Source organism: Fredinandcohnia quinoae (genome assembly GCF_022427965.1).
Taxonomy (GTDB): domain Bacteria; phylum Bacillota; class Bacilli; order Bacillales; family Bacillaceae_L; genus Ferdinandcohnia; species Ferdinandcohnia quinoae.
Genome location: NZ_JAKTTI010000010.1, coordinates 16,914 through 35,795, shown reverse-complemented (window position 1 = coordinate 35,795; position 18,882 = coordinate 16,914). Strand labels below are relative to the sequence as shown.

Here is an 18,882-nt window from a genome sequence, read left to right as displayed (position 1 = left end):
ATTTCTTTTCCAAGGAGCGCAGAAGTTAGCCAACGAAGAGATTCGACAGCTAAAGTAATGCTTCTTGAATTTCCCTCGCACGAAGAAAAAGCGAATGCTTTTTCAAGGAATTTTTCCCGGACTTTTTGAACAACCCTTAATATGTTTCTTCTCGTTGTGAACCAAACCCAAGCCTACGTTCAATCCTGTCAACACGGCGATCTAATCGATCAAGTTCACGTTGCATCCGTTGTACTTCGCGTTCCAATTGATCGATACGGCGGTTTACATTTCCAGCACCGCCTGGCATTCCAGGGAAGAAACCTTGAGGTTGTTGACGGTAATCATAATAATACATAGTATCGCTCCTTTTATATTTAAGTTTAAAGTACGATATCAGTCTATGTATGGAGGGCACTTGTGTATAGACAAATTACCCAATCACCCAAAAGATAGGTATTAGCGGAGGATATGGAGGATTATTGAAATGAGAATTGATAAGCTTTTATCTAATAGAGGATTTGGAAGTCGGAAAGAAGTAAAGAGTTTATTGAAATCTGGAGCTGTTAAAATTGACGGGGTTGCAGTGAAGGATTCTAGTAAACATGTTAAATTGGACACAGAAATAGTCACAGTGAATGGTGAAGAGATTGTCTATAAGGAATTTATTTATTTAATGTTAAATAAGCCGCAGGGTGTTATTTCTGCTACTGATGACAACATGCATGATACGGTAATTGATCTTCTTGAAATGGAGGATATTGTTTATAATCCATTTCCAGTTGGGCGCTTAGACAAGGATACAGAAGGATTATTGCTTTTAACGAATGATGGTAAGTTAGCGCATCAACTTCTTTCCCCAAAGAAACATGTACCGAAGACTTATTTTGCGGTTATTGACGGGCATGTGACTGCGGAGGATATTGGGGAGTTTCAGAAGGGTGTCACCCTTGATGATGGTTATGTTACAATGCCAGCAGTGCTTGAAATTATTAGTGCAGGTTTACGATCTGAAATAGAAGTAACAATTAAAGAGGGTAAATTTCATCAAGTAAAACGAATGTTTGAAGCTGTTGGAAAACGAGTTATTTATTTGAAGCGGATGAAGATGGGACCACTACCACTTGATGAAACATTGGAGCTTGGTGAATATCGAGAGTTAACCGCTGAAGAGGTTTTACGATTGAAAAATGCAAATCAATAAAAATGTTCCTTAAACCAAAAGACGTGCGAAAAAGTTCGCACGTCTTACCTAATTGCCCTATAAATCTAAATAATACAATTAGAAAAGGGCAGTCATCTAAATAGTTGATTATGTATTTCTACGTTTGAAATGTATATAGTAAAAGGCTTTCTAGTTTGGATTTGTTAACGACCTTCTTATACCCCTTCAGTTGATAATTAGGATGATATTTTAACTTTCTTCTTTGTTATCGTCCATTTACCTCGACTAGGGCTACGAACCAAATCATTATATGCCAACACATTCAAATCACGCTGAATGGTTCTAGATGTTATTCCAAACTCGTCTACGAGTTCTTGTGTAGTAACAGTTCCTTTTTCATTAATAAACATGTAGACTGACTTGATACGGGTTAACATACGGTTTGTTGAAGGTTTCAAAAAACCACTCCTTATCAGTTTAGTGCACGTTCTAACACATGCCTCAGTCACTGCTCTAGAATTAAGTGATGTCTTGCCTTAACTTACCTAACCTACATAAATACACAGACAATATCAGTTTCAACAATTACATATTTAAGATATTCATATATGGCTTAATGACCACCCCATCTCAAATAAGAACGTTTAATCTTAAATATATAGCTATATCTGAATAGTATGACTATTTCTACATTAATTGTCAAAATTCTTTATATTTCTCTATTATTATCATAAAGTAATTCTATTATTCTGTATTTTACATTTTTGTTACATTTTTTTAAACGAAACCTTTACATTTTGCAAACGTATAAAACACGTGGAGGGATTATGTTGAATCAGAATTTATTACATATCAATATAGTTGAAGCAGGATATGGGGCTGATACGAAAATCTTACAGGATGTGAATTTTTCTATTAACAGAGGAGAGATTGTTGGGCTTATTGGACCGAATGGGGCCGGAAAAAGTACAACTATTAAATCGATTCTTGGTTTACTAGAACATTGTAATGGGAAAATAGACTTTATAAATAATCATACATATTCATATATTCCTGAAAGACCGGTTTTCTATGATGAACTTACATTGTGGGAGCATTTGGACTTGGCAGCAACTGTTCTGTCTATTAGCGATAATGAATTTAAAGCGCGAGCAGAAGCTTTGATAAATCGATTCCATATGGAGAATGTGATCCATAAGCTTCCAAGTTCATTCTCAAAAGGGATGCAACAAAAGGTTATGCTAATTACAGCTTTTTTGTTAAGTCCTGATATTTATATTATTGACGAACCATTCGTTGGCTTAGATCCGATGGCAATGAAGGATTTTTTAACTCTTGTAAATGATGAGAAAAGTCGGGGAGCAGGAGTACTCATGTCAACGCATGTGCTAGATACCGCCGAAAAAGTTTGTGACCGTTTTTTACTAGTTGCTGATGGGCATTTGAAGGCACAAGGAACGCTTAATGAAATCCAAGATCAAGCCAATCTACAAAATGGTACATTACTAGACTGTTTTCATGCGATTTTAGCAGGTGGAAAAAATGAAAGGATCTAGGCTGTTTATTGATCGATTCAAAAGAGAATGTAAGTTTCAATGGGGTGTTTTTCGCTCAATATTTGATTGGACGATAATTGTATATTTACTTATTCCATCTTTTTTCATTTTTAGCTACAACTATTTTACTTGGTGGAATCAATTACCTGGATGGTTTGAGAGCATACCAATTCATTTTATCTTAGGGGCAATTTACATCGCATGCTGGCAAGGGATAATAAGAACATATATGGAAGAAGCGGATCAATTGTTTTTAATTCAGAAGCATGTACTTATCGTCGAATTGAAGACATGGACAAAAAATGTATACATTCTTGGTTATGCAGTTAGCATCGTCATTATTCATCTCGTCCTTGCTCCCTTCCTCATTTATCAATATAACTTGAATTGGATTTCTATCATCTCCATGATTTTTTATTTTATTGGTGTTAAGGTGTTGATTCTCACCCTTAAACAATATTTTGATCATATGTGGTCTGTTTGGATGAAAGAAATTTTAAGTAATCTTACATTCATTTTATTAGGTATTGGCTCCATTACATTTGTAAATTGGAGTCTTCATACATCTGCATATTTCCTTTTAGCATTAGGAATCTTTATGATATTCGGGTTTTTACGACTCTCTACAATACGAATAAAAAATATAAAAACCTTCTCAAAGGACGTAATAATCGATCGGAGGGAAAAATTAAAGTATATAAAGTATATTTTTATGTTCTCTGAATTTGTCGAAAAGGAACATAAGCCTAGTAGGCGTGAACCTTTTATTTTTAAAAAGTCAAAGCGTATTTTTAAAAAACGTAGTCCGCAACATGCGATACGGGAATTATTTATCAAAGGATTTTTACGTAACAGAACTTATATTTTTCAGTTTTTACAAATGACAGGTATAACAATATCTGCAATTATTATCCTTCCTGCTATATGGTTAAAAGTAATTGTTTTACTTGGATTTTCAATATTATTTGGTGTTTGGGTAAAAGTTATATATAAACGAATCATTTCAAATCACTTTCTTATTATGTTAAAAAAGGATGATGACGTAAGATTAGAAACTGAACGAATTATTGTAAATCATTTTTCAATTCCTGTAATATGTGTAGTAGGAATCATATTATTCCTTGTTATTCTATAAGAAGGAGATAAAAACATGGAAAAAATTAATTGGCTAGATGAAGTATTAAAGCGGAAAAATGAATTGATAGTAGACACACAAGAATTTTTAAGAATAAAGAGCGTTCTAGATGAAGAAAATGGAACATCAGCAGCACCATTTGGTGAAGGAATTGACAAGGCACTTCATTATTTATTGGAAAAAGGAAGTGACGATGGCTTTACCGCTAAAAATCTTGATGGATTAGCTGCACATCTTGAAATGGGAAATGGTGAGGAACTACTTGGTATTCTATGTCATATCGATGTTGTACCTGAGGGTGATGGTTGGACAAGTGATCCATATGGGGCAGAAATCCGTGATGGAAAAATATTTGCTCGGGGCGCATTAGATGATAAAGGACCGACAATGGCAGCTTACTATGCAATGAAAATAGTAAAGGAATTAAATCTTCCTTTAGCAAAACGAGTTCGAATGATTATTGGAACGGATGAGGAAAGTGATTGGAGATGTGTGGACCATTATTTTAAGCATGAAGAAATGCCGACAATGGGTTTTGCACCTGATGCTGACTTTCCAATCATCTATGCGGAAAAAGGAATTGTTGATTTTGATTTCGTTCAGCACTCGATTTCAGAAACGAATGATTCTGGACTGAAGCTTGATTTTTTACAAGCGGGCCGACGCTATAATATGGTCCCAGATTTTGCAGAAGCAAAGATCCAAGGTCATGGAGATCTTCAGAAAATCGTAAATGAGTATAATGAATTTCTTCAGCAGCACTCATTACAAGGCCGAGGGTTGTGTGATGAGGATACACTTCTTCTACAATTGGAAGGAGTATCAGCCCATGGTATGGAGCCTGATCATGGTAAAAATGCAGGATTACTGTTGGCGTCATTTTTATATCGCTATCAGTTTGATAAGGCAGCACAAGATTTCCTTCATTTCACAAACGAATTCTTTGTTGGAGACTCTCGCGGCAAAAGCCTAGGAGTTGCTTACAGTGACGATATTACAGATGATTTAACCATTAATGTTGGAAAACTTACATATACTACTGAAAGCGGAGGCAGTCTAGGGCTTAATCTTCGTTATCCTGTTACGAATGATATAACTGAAACGAAAAAGAAACTTGAGGACGTCTGTGGTAAAGCTACATTTAAGCTTGAAAACTATAGTAATTCAAATCCGCATCATGTTGACAAGGATCACACTCTCATTAAGACTTTACAAAAAGTGTATGAAGAGCAAACAGGTGATGAACCCACTCTTGTTTCTATTGGTGGAGGCACATATGCAAGGTCACTTGAAGCAGGTGTGGCTTTTGGACCATTATTCCCTGGTCGACCAGATATCGCACATCAAAAGGATGAATATATCATCATAGAGGACCTTATTAAGGCGACCGCAATCTATGCCCAAGCCATTTATGAACTAGCAAAATAAAGATAATATAAAATCCACCTTCTTGAAGGTGGATTTTTCACCTTGTTTCGCTTTAGCTATAAGTTTGCTAAAATAAAAACATTATCATAAAGTATGGGGAGTGCACAAATGAATAAAATGGAGCACCAAACACATTACTTTCTTGCACTTGCTTTGCCAAATCAAACAAAGGCTCTTTTGGCAAAATGGTGTGAATTATTAGATCCGAGATTATCCTTCAAATCATGGGTTCACCCAGAAGATTATCATATAACACTTGCATTTTTAGGTGGCTCTTCCTCTTTTGCCCAATTAAATAATGTGAAAAGGGAAATGAACTCAATTTCAAAACAACACGATCGTTTCCAGCTTCAATTGAATCAAATAGGAACTTTCGGAAGAACAGAAAGTCCAAGAGTATTTTGGGCTGGTGTTAATGAAAGTAAGGAATTAAGTGCATTACAAAGGGATGTTCATCATGCATGTACAAACTTAGGATTTTCTTTAGATCAGAGACCTTATAATCCACATATAACGATGGCGAGAAAATGGAATTCTGAGCAATTGTTTCCGGCACACACAATTGAAAGTATTGTACAGCCGAAGGAAGAATTATGTATATTTACTGCAGAGCATATTGTGTTATATCAAACTCATATGACACGAGTGCCGAAATATCAGCCATTAAGTATATTTCCACTACAGTAAAAAGGGGTAAGCGAATGAAATACATCCTGCTTATAATCCAAGTCGGTATATTATATCTTTTTTATTTCGTGGGAAATCTTGTTCAAGAGTTACTTACCATTCCAATTCCAGGTAGCATAATTGGGATGTTATTATTATTCCTATTACTCAGTACTGGATTAATGAAAGAAAAATGGTTAGCTAGTGGTTCTCAATTTCTTATAACATATTTATCATTATTATTTGTACCTGCAACTGTTGGTCTTATTGATTATTTACCAATCTTCAAGGGAAAAGGTATTATTACAGTCGTAATTACTCTCGTAAGCACGTATTTAGTAATGTTTGTTTCCGGCATTATCGGGCAAGTAATTGCCAAAGGGAAGGAGCATAAGCAGCAAAAAGGATTTGAAGGGGGATTTGGTGCTTGAATAGTTTATACATGATTAGTTTTATTATTGGGACGATACTTGTGTATCAGGGTATGTCACTTCTCTATAAACGATTTCATTCCCCTCTATTAGTACCGATTGCAACTACAACATTTATTCTTATTATGTTTTTACTTTTATTCTCGATTCCATATGATACATATATGATTGGCGGGAGATGGATTGATGAATTATTAGGACCTGCGGTTGTTGCATTAGCTTATCCATTATATCAAAATCGAAAAGCGTTAAAAAAGTACTTTACACCGATCTTTGTAGGGGTAATTAGTGGAACAACTACAGGTATACTAACTGGAATCTACATGGCGAAACTTTTTTCAATTGATTTGAAGACGATGTTATCACTGACAACAAAATCTGTCACATCTCCGGTTGCGATAGATATTGCGGAAATGATTGGGGGTATACCTACATTGGCAGTTGTCTATGTAATGGTAGCCGGAATTTCGGGCGCGATGTTTGGGCCAATATTTTTAAAAATGGCGAAAATTAATCATTATATCGGTGTAGGGCTTGGTTTTGGAACTGCGTCTCATGGAATCGGTACAGCGAAAGCATTAGAAATTGGAAAAAGTGAAGGCGCAATAAGCTCTGTCTCGATGATCATCAGTGCGATATACGCCGCTATCATCTGCCCGATCATCATTCGGTTTTTTATTTGATGTAGGTATTAAAGCAAAATATTAATTTAAGCACATTGTTGATTGTAGCAGAAGGTACGAGACTCCTGCGGGAAAAGCGTGTCCAGGGGAGACCCCACAGGAGCATAGCGACGAGGAGGCTCCCGGACCGCCCGCGGAAAGCGAGTGGCTGTAGCGGAAATCAACAACAAAGTATAGTGCTGTTTGTAAAGTATGTTCGTTAGTTTTATTAAGTTAAAGGTGGAGTTATTAGTTGGGACAATTAATTAAGCTACAGGACTATATATCTAGATATGAAATTGACACATATCGGTACCCTGGGCAATTTATCCGTTTAAAAAAACAACAATGGGAAAAAGTGAAAAATGCTTGGGATGAAGGTGAACTCCATACTTTAGGAACAGCTCCCTCTGAAGAAGAGGAAAAGGTTGAGGAGGAGAAACCTTCTATTTTTCGCCCCTTCAAACGATTAAAAAAAAGCAAGGAAAACACTGGATTTGAAGTGAAGAGAGAAGGTTTAACTGTCCAAGATGACACCGACTTTTCATTTGTTTATACACATGAATTATCGACATTAGATGAAGTTAAACAATCCTTTCTAGATCATATTTTTAAGTTTCAAATGAAATGGGCCAGTTCAACGGTTAGAGAAAAATCATTCGTTGATCGAGGATTTTATTATGATGATGATTTGAAGTATTTTCTCCAACGATTTCCAGATACTTATCTAGTCCTATATAAACCCATTTTTCTATTAAAAAAAGCACCAATCGAAGTAGACATCATTTTAATTAGCCCAGTAGCAACATGGTGTATCACGCTTCTTGAAGGAAAAAAGAATAGTGTATTCATCGGGTCTAATGAACGTTTTTGGACTGAACGAAATGGGATAACAGAAAGAAAACAATTATCGCCACTAATTGGATTGAATCGGATGGAAAGAATTGTGAGGAAGCTTTATGCCCTCTATGAAGTTGAAATGCCGGTACATAAGGTTGTGCTTAATCGGACAGGTTATTTTGATTATCCACTGGTACCATATGATATCGAATTAGTTGAAAAAAGAAACTATGAACAGTGGTTTACATCGATGAGAAACCTTTCAACACCATTAAAGCATATGCAGCTAAAAGCAGCGAATTCCTTATTACAATATTGTCAGACAACATATGTACGTCGTATGGACTAAGAGAAGCAATGAAAGTATTGCTTCTTTTTGCGTTTTAAGTATTCGGAAATATATTGTCAAAATCGTATAATTAAAATACTATAAAAGAATATGTCATAGTGTAGAAGGTTGATTCTATGAAAAAACTATTTTTCATTGTAAATATAAAAGCCGGTAATGGTAGATGTATAAAATTGTGGAATAAATTAAAAGATGAGTTGGATAATCAAAATGTCAATTATCGGTCATTTTTCACAAAATATCCGAAGCATGCACAGGAGATTTCGAAACAAATTGCAACGATGTTTGATGAGAAAATAGATGCGATTATTGCGGTTGGAGGGGATGGTACAATACATGAGGTTGTTAATGGATTGGTAGAGTTTCCTTCGATAAAAATAGGTTATATTCCAGCCGGATCAGGCAATGATTTCTCACGAGGCTTCTCCATCCCTAAATCACCACAAGTAGCCTTATCTTTCATTCTTAAAAACAAACATAAAAATGGAGTCCTTCATGATATAGGAAAATTTAAAGTAAGTGGGCTTTCGAAACCACATTATTTTGTAAGTAGTCTCGGGGCTGGCTTTGATGCAGCAGTAGCAAAACTAACAAATGAATCTAAAATGAAAAAATACTTAAATAAAGTCAGATTAGGCTCACTTGCTTATGTTGGAGCAGTCGTCCGTACTTTATTTACTTATGAAAGATCTGAAATCACGGTTTCAATTGATGGAAAAACCAGTACATATCAAAATGTTTGGTTTATAACGATTTCCAATCAAAAATACTATGGTGGTGGAATGAAAATTGCACCAACTGCTAGTACAAAGGATGGCCAATTTGATGTTACGATCGTTCATAATTTGTCTCGTTTTAAGCTTTTACTTGTATTTGGAAGTGTCTTTTTTGGTAAGCATACAAAATTCAAAGAAGTAATCCAGGAAAAAGGCACAAATATTTTAATAGATTCGAAGCAGAAGATGCTAGTACATGCAGATGGGGAATTAATCGGGAAAGTACCACTCAAAGTATCTGCTGAACATAAAAAAATGTCATTTTTAGTAAAGAAATAGTAATTAGTACCTTTTAACTAAAAAATAATAATTTTACTTACCTAAAATGTCACTTTTTCTTGACTTTAAATGTAAAAAATCGCTAAAATATATAAATGATAACTATTGAATTTTTACTATTTCCCAATAGTTGTCTTTTTTATTTTTAATGTAGGAGTTGTTCGCAAGGATTATTGAATCCTTGAATGAAATCAACTATTAAATATAGGGAAATGTTGTGTTTATATTGAAGGTGAACTGGTTGGAATATGTATTAGGAAGTGAGTGGGAAATCTCTCCTGCAGGAGGTGCAACTGGGGATGCATATTTCGCTCATCATAATGGTAGAAAATTATTTTTAAAAAGAAACTCATCACCATTTCTGGCGGTCCTATCTGCCGAGGGAATTGTTCCAAAGTTAATTTGGACAAAACGTCTTGAAAATGGAGATGTGATAACCGCACAACATTGGCTAAGTGGTCGTGAACTAGAACCAGTTGAAATGTACGGGCAAAATGTGGCAGGACTATTAAAGAAGATTCATCATTCTGCGGAATTATTAGATATGTTGAAAAGACTAGGAAAAAAGGCTATTTTACCAAAGGATATTTTAAGTGAAATTCTTAATTCACTTATGATTGATAAGGAATTAAGACAAAGCCATATTATTAAAAAGGCACTTGATTTTCTTGAAAAAGAAGAAATGAATGTTCAATATGATTCACATGTTGTATGTCATTCAGATGTGAATCATAATAATTGGTTATTAACTGATGTAGACAAGCTATATTTAATCGATTGGGACGGTGCGATGATTGCAGACCCAGCAATGGACTTAGGCATGCTTCTGCACTGGTATATAAAGAAAGAAGACTGGCCATCTTGGCTCAGTCTATATGGCATAACGTTATCAGAACAGCTTTTACTTAGAATGAATTGGTATGTGATTGCACAAACTGTTCATTCAATAATTTGGTATAAATCAAAAAATAAGGAAAAAGAAGTAAAGCACTGGACTCATTATTTAAACCAATTATTAAGATAATTGATCAATATCTGAAATCCAATTTGACAATTGATTTTGATGGGACGTAATATGGTTTTCAAGTTGCTGTGTATACTTACCTGTTTGACTATACGTATAAACGTCTGTCAGAACATCTTTTACACTTTGTTCAATATTGGGATTAACTAATAATGATTGTATTAAGCGTTCTAATTGTTCACACTCTGCCACAGTACCACAGCAATCGAGTTGGTGATTGGATAAAATGTCCTTCAAAATGTCAATTTGATGTGTATGATTAATTGGCATGGCTGCACTTCCTTTTTGTAATGGTCATATATACTAAATTTCCATATATCATACAATTTTATTCAAGTGAAAATTGATCGCTGATACAGTCGATCTTTTTTCATGCATTATCATAAGAAATGAGGTTATAACATGCGCATGAGGCATAAGCCTTGGGCTAAAGATAAATTAGCTGCATATCCACAATTTGTTGTTGGAAATCCAATTGAATATAAAGGTAATTGGAAAAAAGCTTTTGGGAATGATAACCCGATTCATATAGAGGTTGGAACTGGTAAAGGTCGCTTTATTACCGAAATGGCAAAAGCAAATCCATCAATTAATTATATTGGGATTGAATTATCTGAAAGAGTGATTGTGGCGGCATTAGACCGATTAATTGAAGCAGAGGTAACTAATTTAAAATTAATCAATTTTAATGCGGAAAATCTTGAAGATTGCTTTGCCAAAGGTGATGTAGATCAAATCTATCTTAATTTTTCTGACCCTTGGCCTAAAACGAGACATGAAAAAAGAAGATTAACCTATAAAACCTTTTTAGCTAGGTATGAAAGAATACTTGTAGATGGTGGAGAAATTCATTTTAAGACCGATAATCGTAGTTTATTTGAATATTCTTTACGAAGTTTTTCAGAATATGGCCTTCTTTTAACAAATGTGAGTCTTGATCTCCATAATAGTGATTTCGAAGGAAATATCATGACTGAGTATGAAGAAAAATTTTCAAAAATGGGCCATCCAATATACCGTTCCGAAGTTAAATATCAAAATATGAAATGAATAATAGACCCATGACTATAATGTTCATGGGTTTTCTTTGTTTTTGGATGAGCGTAATAATCAAAAATTAGATTTAACAGAACCATATTTTTAAAAATTCACAGAAATGTTAGAATGGACATGTATATTTGAAAAAGGTGGGGATGAAATGGAGAAACTAAAGATTGGAGATATTACATTAACATGGCTTAGTGGTGGTATTACATATTTAGATGGTGGTGCTATGTTTGGAGTTGTTCCAAAACCACTTTGGACTAGAAAATATCCAGTCAATGATAAAAATCAAATTGAATTACGTACAGATCCGATACTACTATCAGTAGGTGATAAATATATTCTTATTGAATCAGGTATTGGAAATGATAAAATGTCTGAAAAAATGAAAAGAAATATGGGTGTTCTTGAGGAATCATCTGTAGAGCAATCTTTACAAGAACTGGGCCTTTCATCTAGTGATATTGATATTGTGTTAATGACTCATATGCATTATGATCATGCATGTGGACTAACGAAATGGGAGAATGATAGGCTTATATCGACTTTTGATAACGCTATCATTTATACATCTGATGTTGAATGGGAAGAAATGAAAAATCCTAATATCAGATCACGTAATACGTACTGGAAAGAAAATTGGGAAGCCATTCAGAGTCAGGTCCGTACTTTTCACGGTGAACAGGAGATTATCGATGGAATTAAAATGTTTCATACCGGTGGTCATAGTGATGGTCACTCGATTATCACGATTGAAAATCAAGGTGAACTCTTAATCCATATGGCAGATATTATGCCGACCCACGCTCATCAAAATGTACTATGGGTGATGGCATATGATGATTATCCAATGACTTCGATTGAGCAAAAGCAAAAGTGGATGAAAACTGGTATGGATAACCATGCTTGGTATAGCTTTTACCATGATGCACATTATCGTGCAATTAAGTGGGATAATAATGGGGAAATCATTGAATCTGTCAAAAGGGTCAGAGAGTAGAAAATAAAGTAAAGAAGCGTCATCTCTTAAAGAGGTGACACTTCTAAAATAGTTCCTGTCTTGGCATCTACAATGAATTCATAATGTTGGTCTTGCATATCAACTGTACGTGAAATTCCGCCTTTATATACTTTGTACAAGATTTCTGATTTTATGTAACTTTCTGGTTCCATTTGGATCCATGAGCCATCAATTGGACCATTCTTTTTAAATTCTTCTTTGACTAGTTTTAGGGCTTTTTCACCTGAAATTTCATATTGTTTTAATGCTTCCTTTACAATAAGTGCTCCAGCAAAACCGACACCAACACCGAGAATGAACTTTTTCCAGCTCACCGCAATCCCTCCTCAACTTCATAAGATAAGTATACATAAATTTTTGTTTCTTCGCACAGTAAAGTATGGAAAGCTGACAGAAATTTCGATATACTAAATATTATTATTATTATTATTACATAATAGTTTTACGTATCTTGCATATCCGAAGGGAGAAATAACAATGAAACAAGAAACATTAGAGCTTTTTAAAACGTTAACAGAGCTGCCTGGTGCACCTGGTAATGAACATCAAGTAAGAAAGTTCATGCGTTCGGAGCTTGAGAAATACTCAGATGAAGTTGTTCAGGATGGTTTAGGTAGTATTTTCGGTGTGAAACGTGGGGATGCCAATGGTCCTACTGTAATGGTTGCTGGTCATATGGACGAAGTTGGTTTTATGGTTACCTCTATAACTGATAATGGGATGCTTCGATTCCAAACCCTTGGTGGTTGGTGGAGCCAAGTGTTATTGGCGCAACGTGTACAAATCATAACTGAAAATGGTCCAATTGTAGGTGTAATTGGTTCGATCCCTCCACATTTACTTGAAGAAGATCAACGTAAAAAGCCGATGGATATAAAAAATATGATGATCGATATTGGTGCAGATGATCGTGAGGATGCAATTCGAGTAGGCATAAAGCCTGGTCAACAAATTTTACCGATTTGTCCATTTACTCCAATGGCAAATCCGAAGAAAATATTAGCAAAAGCATGGGATAACCGATACGGTTGTGGACTAGCTGTTGAATTGCTTAAAGAAGTAAAAGATATTAAACTTCCTAACACATTGTACTCAGGGGCTACTGTGCAGGAAGAAGTAGGTTTAAGAGGAGCACAAACTGCATCTACAATGATTAACCCTGATATCTTTTATGCCTTAGATGCAAGTCCTGCTAATGACATGACTGGTGATAAAAATTCATTCGGTAAGCTTGGTCAAGGAGCACTGTTGCGCATTTATGACCGTTCAATGGTAACTCACCGTGGAATGAGAGAGTTTGTATTGGATACTGCTGAATCAAATAAGATTCCATATCAATATTTTGTTTCCCAAGGTGGAACAGATGCGGGCCAAGTCCATATTTCGAACGAAGGAGTACCATCAGCAGTAATAGGTATTTGCTCAAGATATATTCATACACATGCATCAATAATCCATGTTGATGACTATGCGGCAGCGAAAGAATTACTTGTGACACTTGTAAAAGCATCAGATCGTGCAACAGTGGATGCTATTCGAAAAAATAGTTAACTTTATTCAGTAAGGGTTCAAACCCCGACTGAAGTTAAGGAACTCAGACTAAGAACGCCACATCCTGTGGCAACGTCTGAGTGACCCACGTCGTGTGGGCTTAAAGCCTACGACAGCGCAAATACGCCAAGGCATAATTGATTAAATAAGGGGCCTTATCGATATGGCCCCATTTGTTTGTATATTAATAAGAGGTGTATGATATGTTAAACATCGCAATCGGTACAAAAAATCCGACTAAGGTAGCTGCAATTAAACTAGGGTTTCAAGGAATCGATGCTCACTTCATTGAAACATCAGTACCATCTGGCGTCTCTGCACAACCATTAACAGATAAAGAAACAATTCAGGGTGCCATTAATCGAGCAAGAAATTCATTAGAAAAGGAAAATACAGATATTGGAATTGGTTTGGAGGGTGGAGTCTTTTCTTCAGATCATGGATTATTTTTATGTAATTGGGGCGCCATAGTAGATGGGGACAAGCCGCCAATTATTGCTGGAGGGGCGAGAATTTTACTTCCAGAAGAAGTAGCCAATGGAGTAAGAGCGGGAAAAGAACTAAGTGAAGTGATGGAGGAATACACGAAACAAAAAGATGTCCGTTCAAAAGAAGGAGCCATTGGAATTTTCACAAATGGCTATGTCAACCGAACAGATATGTTTACACATGTAGTAAAGCTATTAGTAGGTCAATATACCTATCGAATGAATAATTGGTAGGAATCCCCTTAAATAGGTTTTTGAATGAAAATAGTAGATAAGTATTGATGATAAGGAAAATAAAAGGTTATTATTAATAATAGATATTTTAAATTGTAAAGGGTGAGAGAGAAAAAAATGAAAAATGGGAAGATCCTTATTGTTGGCTTCTTTATATTAATGGCGCTATTGGTAGGCTGTTCTTCAATTGAGGATGAGGCTAAAGAAACGAACAAAGCTGTTGAACAAACTTTTAAAGCTGAACCAAATAAAACAAATAATGAGTATGAAGATATCGCATATTACCTTCCAAAGGATATGAAAATCGATAAAAAAGGAGATAATAACCTTATTTTTAAAAAAGGAGACCAAATATTTATCCTATTTGTCAATCCAAATGAAGGCAAAGCAAGCGATGCTATGTATCAATCAATCCAATCTAAGGATTCGAAGTTTGAAATTGATAAAACATTCAAAGATAAGGATCGTTTTGGCTATGTTAAGGCCTATGAAATAGATGATAAACTCTACCTGTTATCGGTAGGAATCGGTGGAGTCAAAATGACAACAGAAACAAAGGTAAGCGACATTACAGAAAATGCCACAGAAATGATGAAGGTCGTATCCTCAGTAAAATATTAGTCGACAAGCCCTCAGTTCATACTGAGGGCTTTTATTTGTTTTTAAAGATAATATATATCATAATAATAACAAATGTTCACTATTCAAGATGGAGGTTTTCTCATGAAAAAGTTAGAAAGTATTGAACAATATAATGAAATTATAAAATCTGGGAAAAGTATCTTTATGTTTTCAGCGGATTGGTGCCCTGATTGCCGAGTAATTGAACCAGTGCTTCCTGAAATTGAGAAGGCATATTCACAATATACTTTTTATTATGTTGATCGTGATGAATTTATTGATTTATGTGTTTCATTAAATATTTTCGGTATTCCAAGCTTTGTTGCATATGAAAATGAGGTTGAGTTAGGTCGTTTTGTTAGTAAGGATCGTAAAACAAAAGAGGAAATTGAGGAATTCATTAATAGCCTCTCTAATTGAGTAGCTACAATATTTTGAAAAGAGGAAACGAGGTATGGATTCAAAGAAATTAAAAAAAATAATCGAAGATAAATTATCGCGATCTGATTGGCAATTCACATTTGATCGGGAAAAGGATACATTACGAGTTGAAGATAAATCAACAAAAAAAGGCATTACAATATTACTTCCTGGTATTGTCGCAAAGTATGAGGCCGAAGGAAGTAAGAGTGTGGATGAAGTGATTTACTATATTGAGGAATCCTTAACCGTAATGAACAAACCACAGGAGCTATCAGGTAAGGAGAAGAATATTTTTCCTGTCATCCGATCAACATCATTTCCTACAGAAGCCAGTGATGGTAAAAAGCTATTATATGATGAGCATACTGCAGAAACTCGAATTTATTATGCATTAGATTTAGGTACAACCTATCGTTTGATTGATGAAGGACTACTTGATAAAGAAAAATGGCAGCCTGACCAAATTCGGGAAATAGCTAAGTTTAATATTCGTTCTTTAAATATCTCATATAAAGAAGATACTGTAGCGGGTAATATTTTTTATTTTATCAATACAAATGATGGTTATGATGCAAGCAGAATATTAAATGAATCATTTTTACAAAAGATGAATCAAAAAATAACAGGTGCAATGACAGTTGCTGTACCGCATCAGGATGTACTCATCATCGCTGATATTCAAAATGAAACAGGCTATGATATTCTTGCCCAAATGACAATGAGCTTTTTTACATCAGGAAGAGTACCGATAACTGCTCTATCTTTTCTCTATGAAGACAATGAACTTGAACCAATCTTTATTCTTGGAAAAAACCGTTCAAGGGAATAGTTGAAGGCTCTCAAAGGTCGCTAGTAGAACTAGTGGCTTTTTTTGCCTTTGCCACTTATTCATTTATTGATAAAATAAACAAAGAGTATTGCAAAATGGAAGAGTGATAAATGTGAATTGGATGAAAAGATTACTACAATTATTAAATTTGACTGATGAAGAAGAAATTGAACAAAAAGAAAGTGAATACAAGCCACAGCAAAAACACATTGAAGCAAAGGTAACATATGATTATCCGAAGGGAAATTTTCGTTTTCCATTAATTCCGGATACTCATTCGAAAAAAACAAATGCCTCAAATAGGCCAAAAGTTTCAAATCCGTCTAGAAAAAAAGAAAATAGAACCGATACAAATAGTAATAAATCGATAAAACAACCATTCAGGCCGACAGATATCCCTTCGGCAGTCTATGGATATGGAAAGCCAAAATCAAAGGAAGTTATTGAATTTGAGCTCGACCCACCTACTAGTATCGAGAACAAACAGGAACATATGCCTATTGTTAGTCAAGAGGAAGTGGCTGCATCTATTAATCTAGTAGATAATCAACAAATAAAACAAGAGTATTTCCAGCAGCCACTGGAACAAGTGGAAAGGATTGAAGAAGACGAATCATTAGAACCACTAGAGCAAGATCATTCCATTAATATTACAGATATCTTGAAAGAGTTAAAGGAAGAACCTGAAATAGAACAGCAGCAAGAAGAACTGCAAAACGAAGTGGATGAAGATTTAGACATAGAAGAACCAGAACTAGAACCAGACCCAGAACCAGAGGTGCAAGCTCGAAAAACTCCTCATGTTCCTTTCAATGTTATGATGCTTAAACAGGATAGGGACAAGTTAAAAAAGAGTGAGTCAATAAAACGGGAACCTGTTCCTCTAACGATAGAAAAAGAAGAGACTGAAATTCTCAACTATCATTTTCCAAAACTGGATGTTCTTCATTCACCACCTATTGAGCAAATAGGTGATAACCAATGGCTTGAACAGCAAAGAAATATTTTAGATGAAACATTACGTAATTTTAAAGTTCGTGCTAAAGTTGTGAATGTGACTCAAGGTCCGGCAGTTACGAGATTTGAAGTCCATCCAGAACCAGGCGTCAAAGTAAACAAAATTACCAATCTTTCAGATGATATAAAATTAAGCTTAGCAGCAAAGGATATTCGAATTGAGGCACCAATACCAGGAAAGAACACAATTGGAATTGAAGTCCCAAATAAGACGAGCAAACCAGTGCTATTAAAGGAAATTATACAAAGCAATGAATTTGCAATGAATAAATCACCGCTTACTGTTGCTTTAGGACTTGATATTTCAGGGAAACCAATTGTAACGGATTTGCAGAAGATGCCACACGGATTGATTGCAGGAGCAACGGGTTCCGGTAAGAGTGTGTGCATTAATGCAATGTTGGTGAGCTTGTTATATAAATCAGCACCACATCAAGTAAAGCTATTATTAATAGACCCTAAAATGGTAGAGCTCGCACCATATAATCATATCCCACACCTTGTTAGCCCAGTTATTACTGATGTGAAGGCCGCAACTGCTGCACTTAAATGGGCGGTTGAGGAAATGGAAAGGCGATATGAATTATTTGCGCATTCAGGGGTGCGAGATATTGGTAGATATAATGAAATGGTGAAAAAGTATGACGAAAAGAGTGGAGAATTGCCATATTTAGTCATCATTATAGATGAGCTTGCAGATTTGATGATGGTTGCACCAGGAGATGTTGAAGAAGCTATTTGCCGAATCGCACAAAAGGCAAGGGCCTGTGGGATCCATTTAATCTTAGCAACTCAGAGACCTTCTGTTGATGTTATTACTGGATTGATTAAAGCAAATATCCCAACAAGAATCGCATTTTCGGTTTCATCACAAGTTGATTCTCGAACAATAATAGACACAAATGGAGCGGATAAATTACTTGGAAAAGGGGATATGCTTTTCCTAGAAAATGGTTCTTCAAAACCAATCCGTGTTCAAGGTAATTTTGTCTCCGACGATGAAATAGAACAGGTTGTTGAATTTGTGAAGAGTGAAATGAAGCCTTCGTATATGTTTGAACAGGAGGAGCTTATTAAAAAGGCAAGTATTTCAAATGATGAGGATGAACTTTTCCATGAGGCATGTGAATTTGTTTTAGATCATGGTGGAGCATCAACATCTAGTATACAAAGACGGTTTCGCATTGGTTATAACAGAGCTGCAAGATTGATTGATATGATGGAGGATCAAGGAATTATTTCGGAATCACGAGGAAGTAAGCCGCGAGAGGTTCTCATTACTGAAGAAGATTTAGCAAATATTCAAGAAGATTAGATCTAAGGATTTGGGACGCTAGGTTTCCATGTTTAAAAGGAGTTTGTCA

Annotated in this window: 22 protein-coding genes; 18 read left to right on the top strand and 4 right to left on the bottom strand. The window is 35.3% G+C overall.

What is annotated here, in order from left to right:
• Positions 1-136: 136 nt before the first annotated feature.
• On the bottom strand, positions 137-337 hold the full coding sequence (locus MJG50_RS08535) for a hypothetical protein (RefSeq protein ID WP_240254725.1): 201 nt from the start codon (positions 335-337) through the stop codon (positions 137-139).
• Between the two features lie 129 nt (positions 338-466).
• On the opposite strand from MJG50_RS08535, the gene MJG50_RS08530 reads away from it, so the two are divergent.
• A complete protein-coding gene (locus tag MJG50_RS08530; protein WP_240254723.1) occupies positions 467-1,183 on the top strand; it encodes a pseudouridine synthase in 717 nt (238 codons plus the stop codon).
• A gap of 197 nt (positions 1,184-1,380) precedes the next feature.
• Here the strand turns inward: MJG50_RS08530 and MJG50_RS08525 are convergent, their stop codons facing one another.
• Positions 1,381-1,602, bottom strand: a complete 222-nt coding sequence (locus MJG50_RS08525) for a DeoR family transcriptional regulator (RefSeq protein WP_240254714.1) — start codon at positions 1,600-1,602, stop codon at positions 1,381-1,383.
• 372 nt (positions 1,603-1,974) lie between these two features.
• On the opposite strand from MJG50_RS08525, the gene MJG50_RS08520 reads away from it, so the two are divergent.
• The 9 genes from MJG50_RS08520 to MJG50_RS08480 all read left to right on the top strand — a co-directional run bounded on the left by MJG50_RS08520 (position 1,975) and on the right by MJG50_RS08480 (position 10,290).
• Positions 1,975-2,700, top strand: coding sequence for an ABC transporter ATP-binding protein (locus MJG50_RS08520; protein ID WP_240254712.1), 726 nt, complete (start codon positions 1,975-1,977; stop codon positions 2,698-2,700).
• Positions 2,687-3,835, top strand: coding sequence for an ABC transporter permease (locus MJG50_RS08515; RefSeq protein WP_240254710.1), 1,149 nt, complete (start codon positions 2,687-2,689; stop codon positions 3,833-3,835). Before MJG50_RS08520 ends, MJG50_RS08515 begins: the two co-directional genes overlap by 14 nt.
• 15 nt (positions 3,836-3,850) lie before the next feature.
• Positions 3,851-5,263 (top strand): dipeptidase PepV, encoded by a 1,413-nt coding sequence (pepV, locus tag MJG50_RS08510; protein WP_240254708.1) that lies wholly within the window; start codon positions 3,851-3,853, stop codon positions 5,261-5,263.
• Between the two features lie 108 nt (positions 5,264-5,371).
• Positions 5,372-5,950 carry an RNA 2',3'-cyclic phosphodiesterase gene (gene thpR, locus MJG50_RS08505; RefSeq protein WP_240254706.1) on the top strand — a complete coding sequence of 193 codons (579 nt, stop codon included), beginning with the start codon at positions 5,372-5,374 and terminating at the stop codon, positions 5,948-5,950.
• Positions 5,951-5,964: 14 nt separating this feature from the next.
• A complete protein-coding gene (locus MJG50_RS08500; RefSeq protein WP_240254705.1) occupies positions 5,965-6,360 on the top strand; it encodes a CidA/LrgA family protein in 396 nt (131 codons plus the stop codon).
• Positions 6,357-7,043 (top strand): LrgB family protein, encoded by a 687-nt coding sequence (locus tag MJG50_RS08495; protein ID WP_345893223.1) that lies wholly within the window; start codon positions 6,357-6,359, stop codon positions 7,041-7,043. Before MJG50_RS08500 ends, MJG50_RS08495 begins: the two co-directional genes overlap by 4 nt.
• A 232-nt stretch (positions 7,044-7,275) precedes the next feature.
• Positions 7,276-8,211: a nuclease-related domain-containing protein gene (locus MJG50_RS08490; RefSeq protein ID WP_240254703.1), complete on the top strand. Its 936-nt coding sequence runs from the start codon at positions 7,276-7,278 to the stop codon at positions 8,209-8,211.
• A gap of 116 nt (positions 8,212-8,327) precedes the next feature.
• Positions 8,328-9,266 (top strand): diacylglycerol/lipid kinase family protein, encoded by a 939-nt coding sequence (locus MJG50_RS08485; protein ID WP_240254701.1) that lies wholly within the window; start codon positions 8,328-8,330, stop codon positions 9,264-9,266.
• A 241-nt stretch (positions 9,267-9,507) separates the two neighbouring features.
• Positions 9,508-10,290, top strand: coding sequence for a phosphotransferase family protein (locus MJG50_RS08480; protein ID WP_240254699.1), 783 nt, complete (start codon positions 9,508-9,510; stop codon positions 10,288-10,290).
• On the opposite strand, the gene MJG50_RS08475 is transcribed toward MJG50_RS08480, so the two are convergent.
• Positions 10,282-10,560 carry a YtzH-like family protein gene (locus MJG50_RS08475; protein WP_240254697.1) on the bottom strand — a complete coding sequence of 93 codons (279 nt, stop codon included), beginning with the start codon at positions 10,558-10,560 and terminating at the stop codon, positions 10,282-10,284. The genes MJG50_RS08480 and MJG50_RS08475 overlap by 9 nt on opposite strands.
• A gap of 132 nt (positions 10,561-10,692) precedes the next feature.
• Between MJG50_RS08475 and trmB the strand changes: the two genes are divergently transcribed.
• Entirely contained in the window at positions 10,693-11,340 is a 648-nt protein-coding gene (trmB, locus tag MJG50_RS08470) for a tRNA (guanosine(46)-N7)-methyltransferase TrmB (protein WP_240254695.1), read from the top strand.
• Positions 11,341-11,488: 148 nt separating this feature from the next.
• Complete coding sequence (locus MJG50_RS08465) at positions 11,489-12,334, top strand: YtnP family quorum-quenching lactonase (protein WP_240254693.1); 846 nt, start codon at positions 11,489-11,491, stop codon at positions 12,332-12,334.
• Between the two features lie 26 nt (positions 12,335-12,360).
• Here MJG50_RS08465 and MJG50_RS08460 read toward each other — a convergent pair whose 3' ends face one another.
• A complete protein-coding gene (locus tag MJG50_RS08460; protein ID WP_240254691.1) occupies positions 12,361-12,669 on the bottom strand; it encodes a PepSY domain-containing protein in 309 nt (102 codons plus the stop codon).
• A 163-nt stretch (positions 12,670-12,832) separates the two neighbouring features.
• On the opposite strand from MJG50_RS08460, the gene MJG50_RS08455 reads away from it, so the two are divergent.
• From MJG50_RS08455 to MJG50_RS08430, 6 genes are all read left to right on the top strand, one after another.
• Complete coding sequence (locus MJG50_RS08455) at positions 12,833-13,906, top strand: M42 family metallopeptidase (protein WP_240254689.1); 1,074 nt, start codon at positions 12,833-12,835, stop codon at positions 13,904-13,906.
• A 203-nt stretch (positions 13,907-14,109) separates the two neighbouring features.
• On the top strand, positions 14,110-14,628 hold the full coding sequence (locus MJG50_RS08450; protein ID WP_240254687.1) for a DUF84 family protein: 519 nt from the start codon (positions 14,110-14,112) through the stop codon (positions 14,626-14,628).
• Between the two features lie 117 nt (positions 14,629-14,745).
• A complete protein-coding gene (locus MJG50_RS08445; RefSeq protein ID WP_240254685.1) occupies positions 14,746-15,249 on the top strand; it encodes a hypothetical protein in 504 nt (167 codons plus the stop codon).
• A 102-nt stretch (positions 15,250-15,351) separates the two neighbouring features.
• Positions 15,352-15,669, top strand: a complete 318-nt coding sequence (locus MJG50_RS08440) for a thioredoxin family protein (RefSeq protein ID WP_240254683.1) — start codon at positions 15,352-15,354, stop codon at positions 15,667-15,669.
• Between the two features lie 34 nt (positions 15,670-15,703).
• A complete protein-coding gene (locus MJG50_RS08435; protein WP_240254681.1) occupies positions 15,704-16,501 on the top strand; it encodes a DUF1444 domain-containing protein in 798 nt (265 codons plus the stop codon).
• A gap of 112 nt (positions 16,502-16,613) precedes the next feature.
• Positions 16,614-18,833 (top strand): DNA translocase FtsK, encoded by a 2,220-nt coding sequence (locus MJG50_RS08430; RefSeq protein ID WP_431307268.1) that lies wholly within the window; start codon positions 16,614-16,616, stop codon positions 18,831-18,833.
• Positions 18,834-18,882 lie beyond the last annotated feature (49 nt).

Coding starts and splice junctions, on each gene's coding strand:
- MJG50_RS08535 (WP_240254725.1), bottom strand. CDS start 337: ATGTATTATTATGATTACCGTCAACAACCTCAAGGTTTCTTCCCTGGA.
- MJG50_RS08530 (WP_240254723.1), top strand. CDS start 467: ATGAGAATTGATAAGCTTTTATCTAATAGAGGATTTGGAAGTCGGAAA.
- MJG50_RS08515 (WP_240254710.1), top strand. CDS start 2,687: ATGAAAGGATCTAGGCTGTTTATTGATCGATTCAAAAGAGAATGTAAG.
- pepV (WP_240254708.1), top strand. CDS start 3,851: ATGGAAAAAATTAATTGGCTAGATGAAGTATTAAAGCGGAAAAATGAA.
- thpR (WP_240254706.1), top strand. CDS start 5,372: ATGAATAAAATGGAGCACCAAACACATTACTTTCTTGCACTTGCTTTG.
- MJG50_RS08500 (WP_240254705.1), top strand. CDS start 5,965: ATGAAATACATCCTGCTTATAATCCAAGTCGGTATATTATATCTTTTT.
- MJG50_RS08485 (WP_240254701.1), top strand. CDS start 8,328: ATGAAAAAACTATTTTTCATTGTAAATATAAAAGCCGGTAATGGTAGA.
- MJG50_RS08475 (WP_240254697.1), bottom strand. CDS start 10,560: ATGCCAATTAATCATACACATCAAATTGACATTTTGAAGGACATTTTA.
- trmB (WP_240254695.1), top strand. CDS start 10,693: ATGCGCATGAGGCATAAGCCTTGGGCTAAAGATAAATTAGCTGCATAT.
- MJG50_RS08465 (WP_240254693.1), top strand. CDS start 11,489: ATGGAGAAACTAAAGATTGGAGATATTACATTAACATGGCTTAGTGGT.
- MJG50_RS08455 (WP_240254689.1), top strand. CDS start 12,833: ATGAAACAAGAAACATTAGAGCTTTTTAAAACGTTAACAGAGCTGCCT.
- MJG50_RS08450 (WP_240254687.1), top strand. CDS start 14,110: ATGTTAAACATCGCAATCGGTACAAAAAATCCGACTAAGGTAGCTGCA.
- MJG50_RS08445 (WP_240254685.1), top strand. CDS start 14,746: ATGAAAAATGGGAAGATCCTTATTGTTGGCTTCTTTATATTAATGGCG.
- MJG50_RS08440 (WP_240254683.1), top strand. CDS start 15,352: ATGAAAAAGTTAGAAAGTATTGAACAATATAATGAAATTATAAAATCT.
- MJG50_RS08435 (WP_240254681.1), top strand. CDS start 15,704: ATGGATTCAAAGAAATTAAAAAAAATAATCGAAGATAAATTATCGCGA.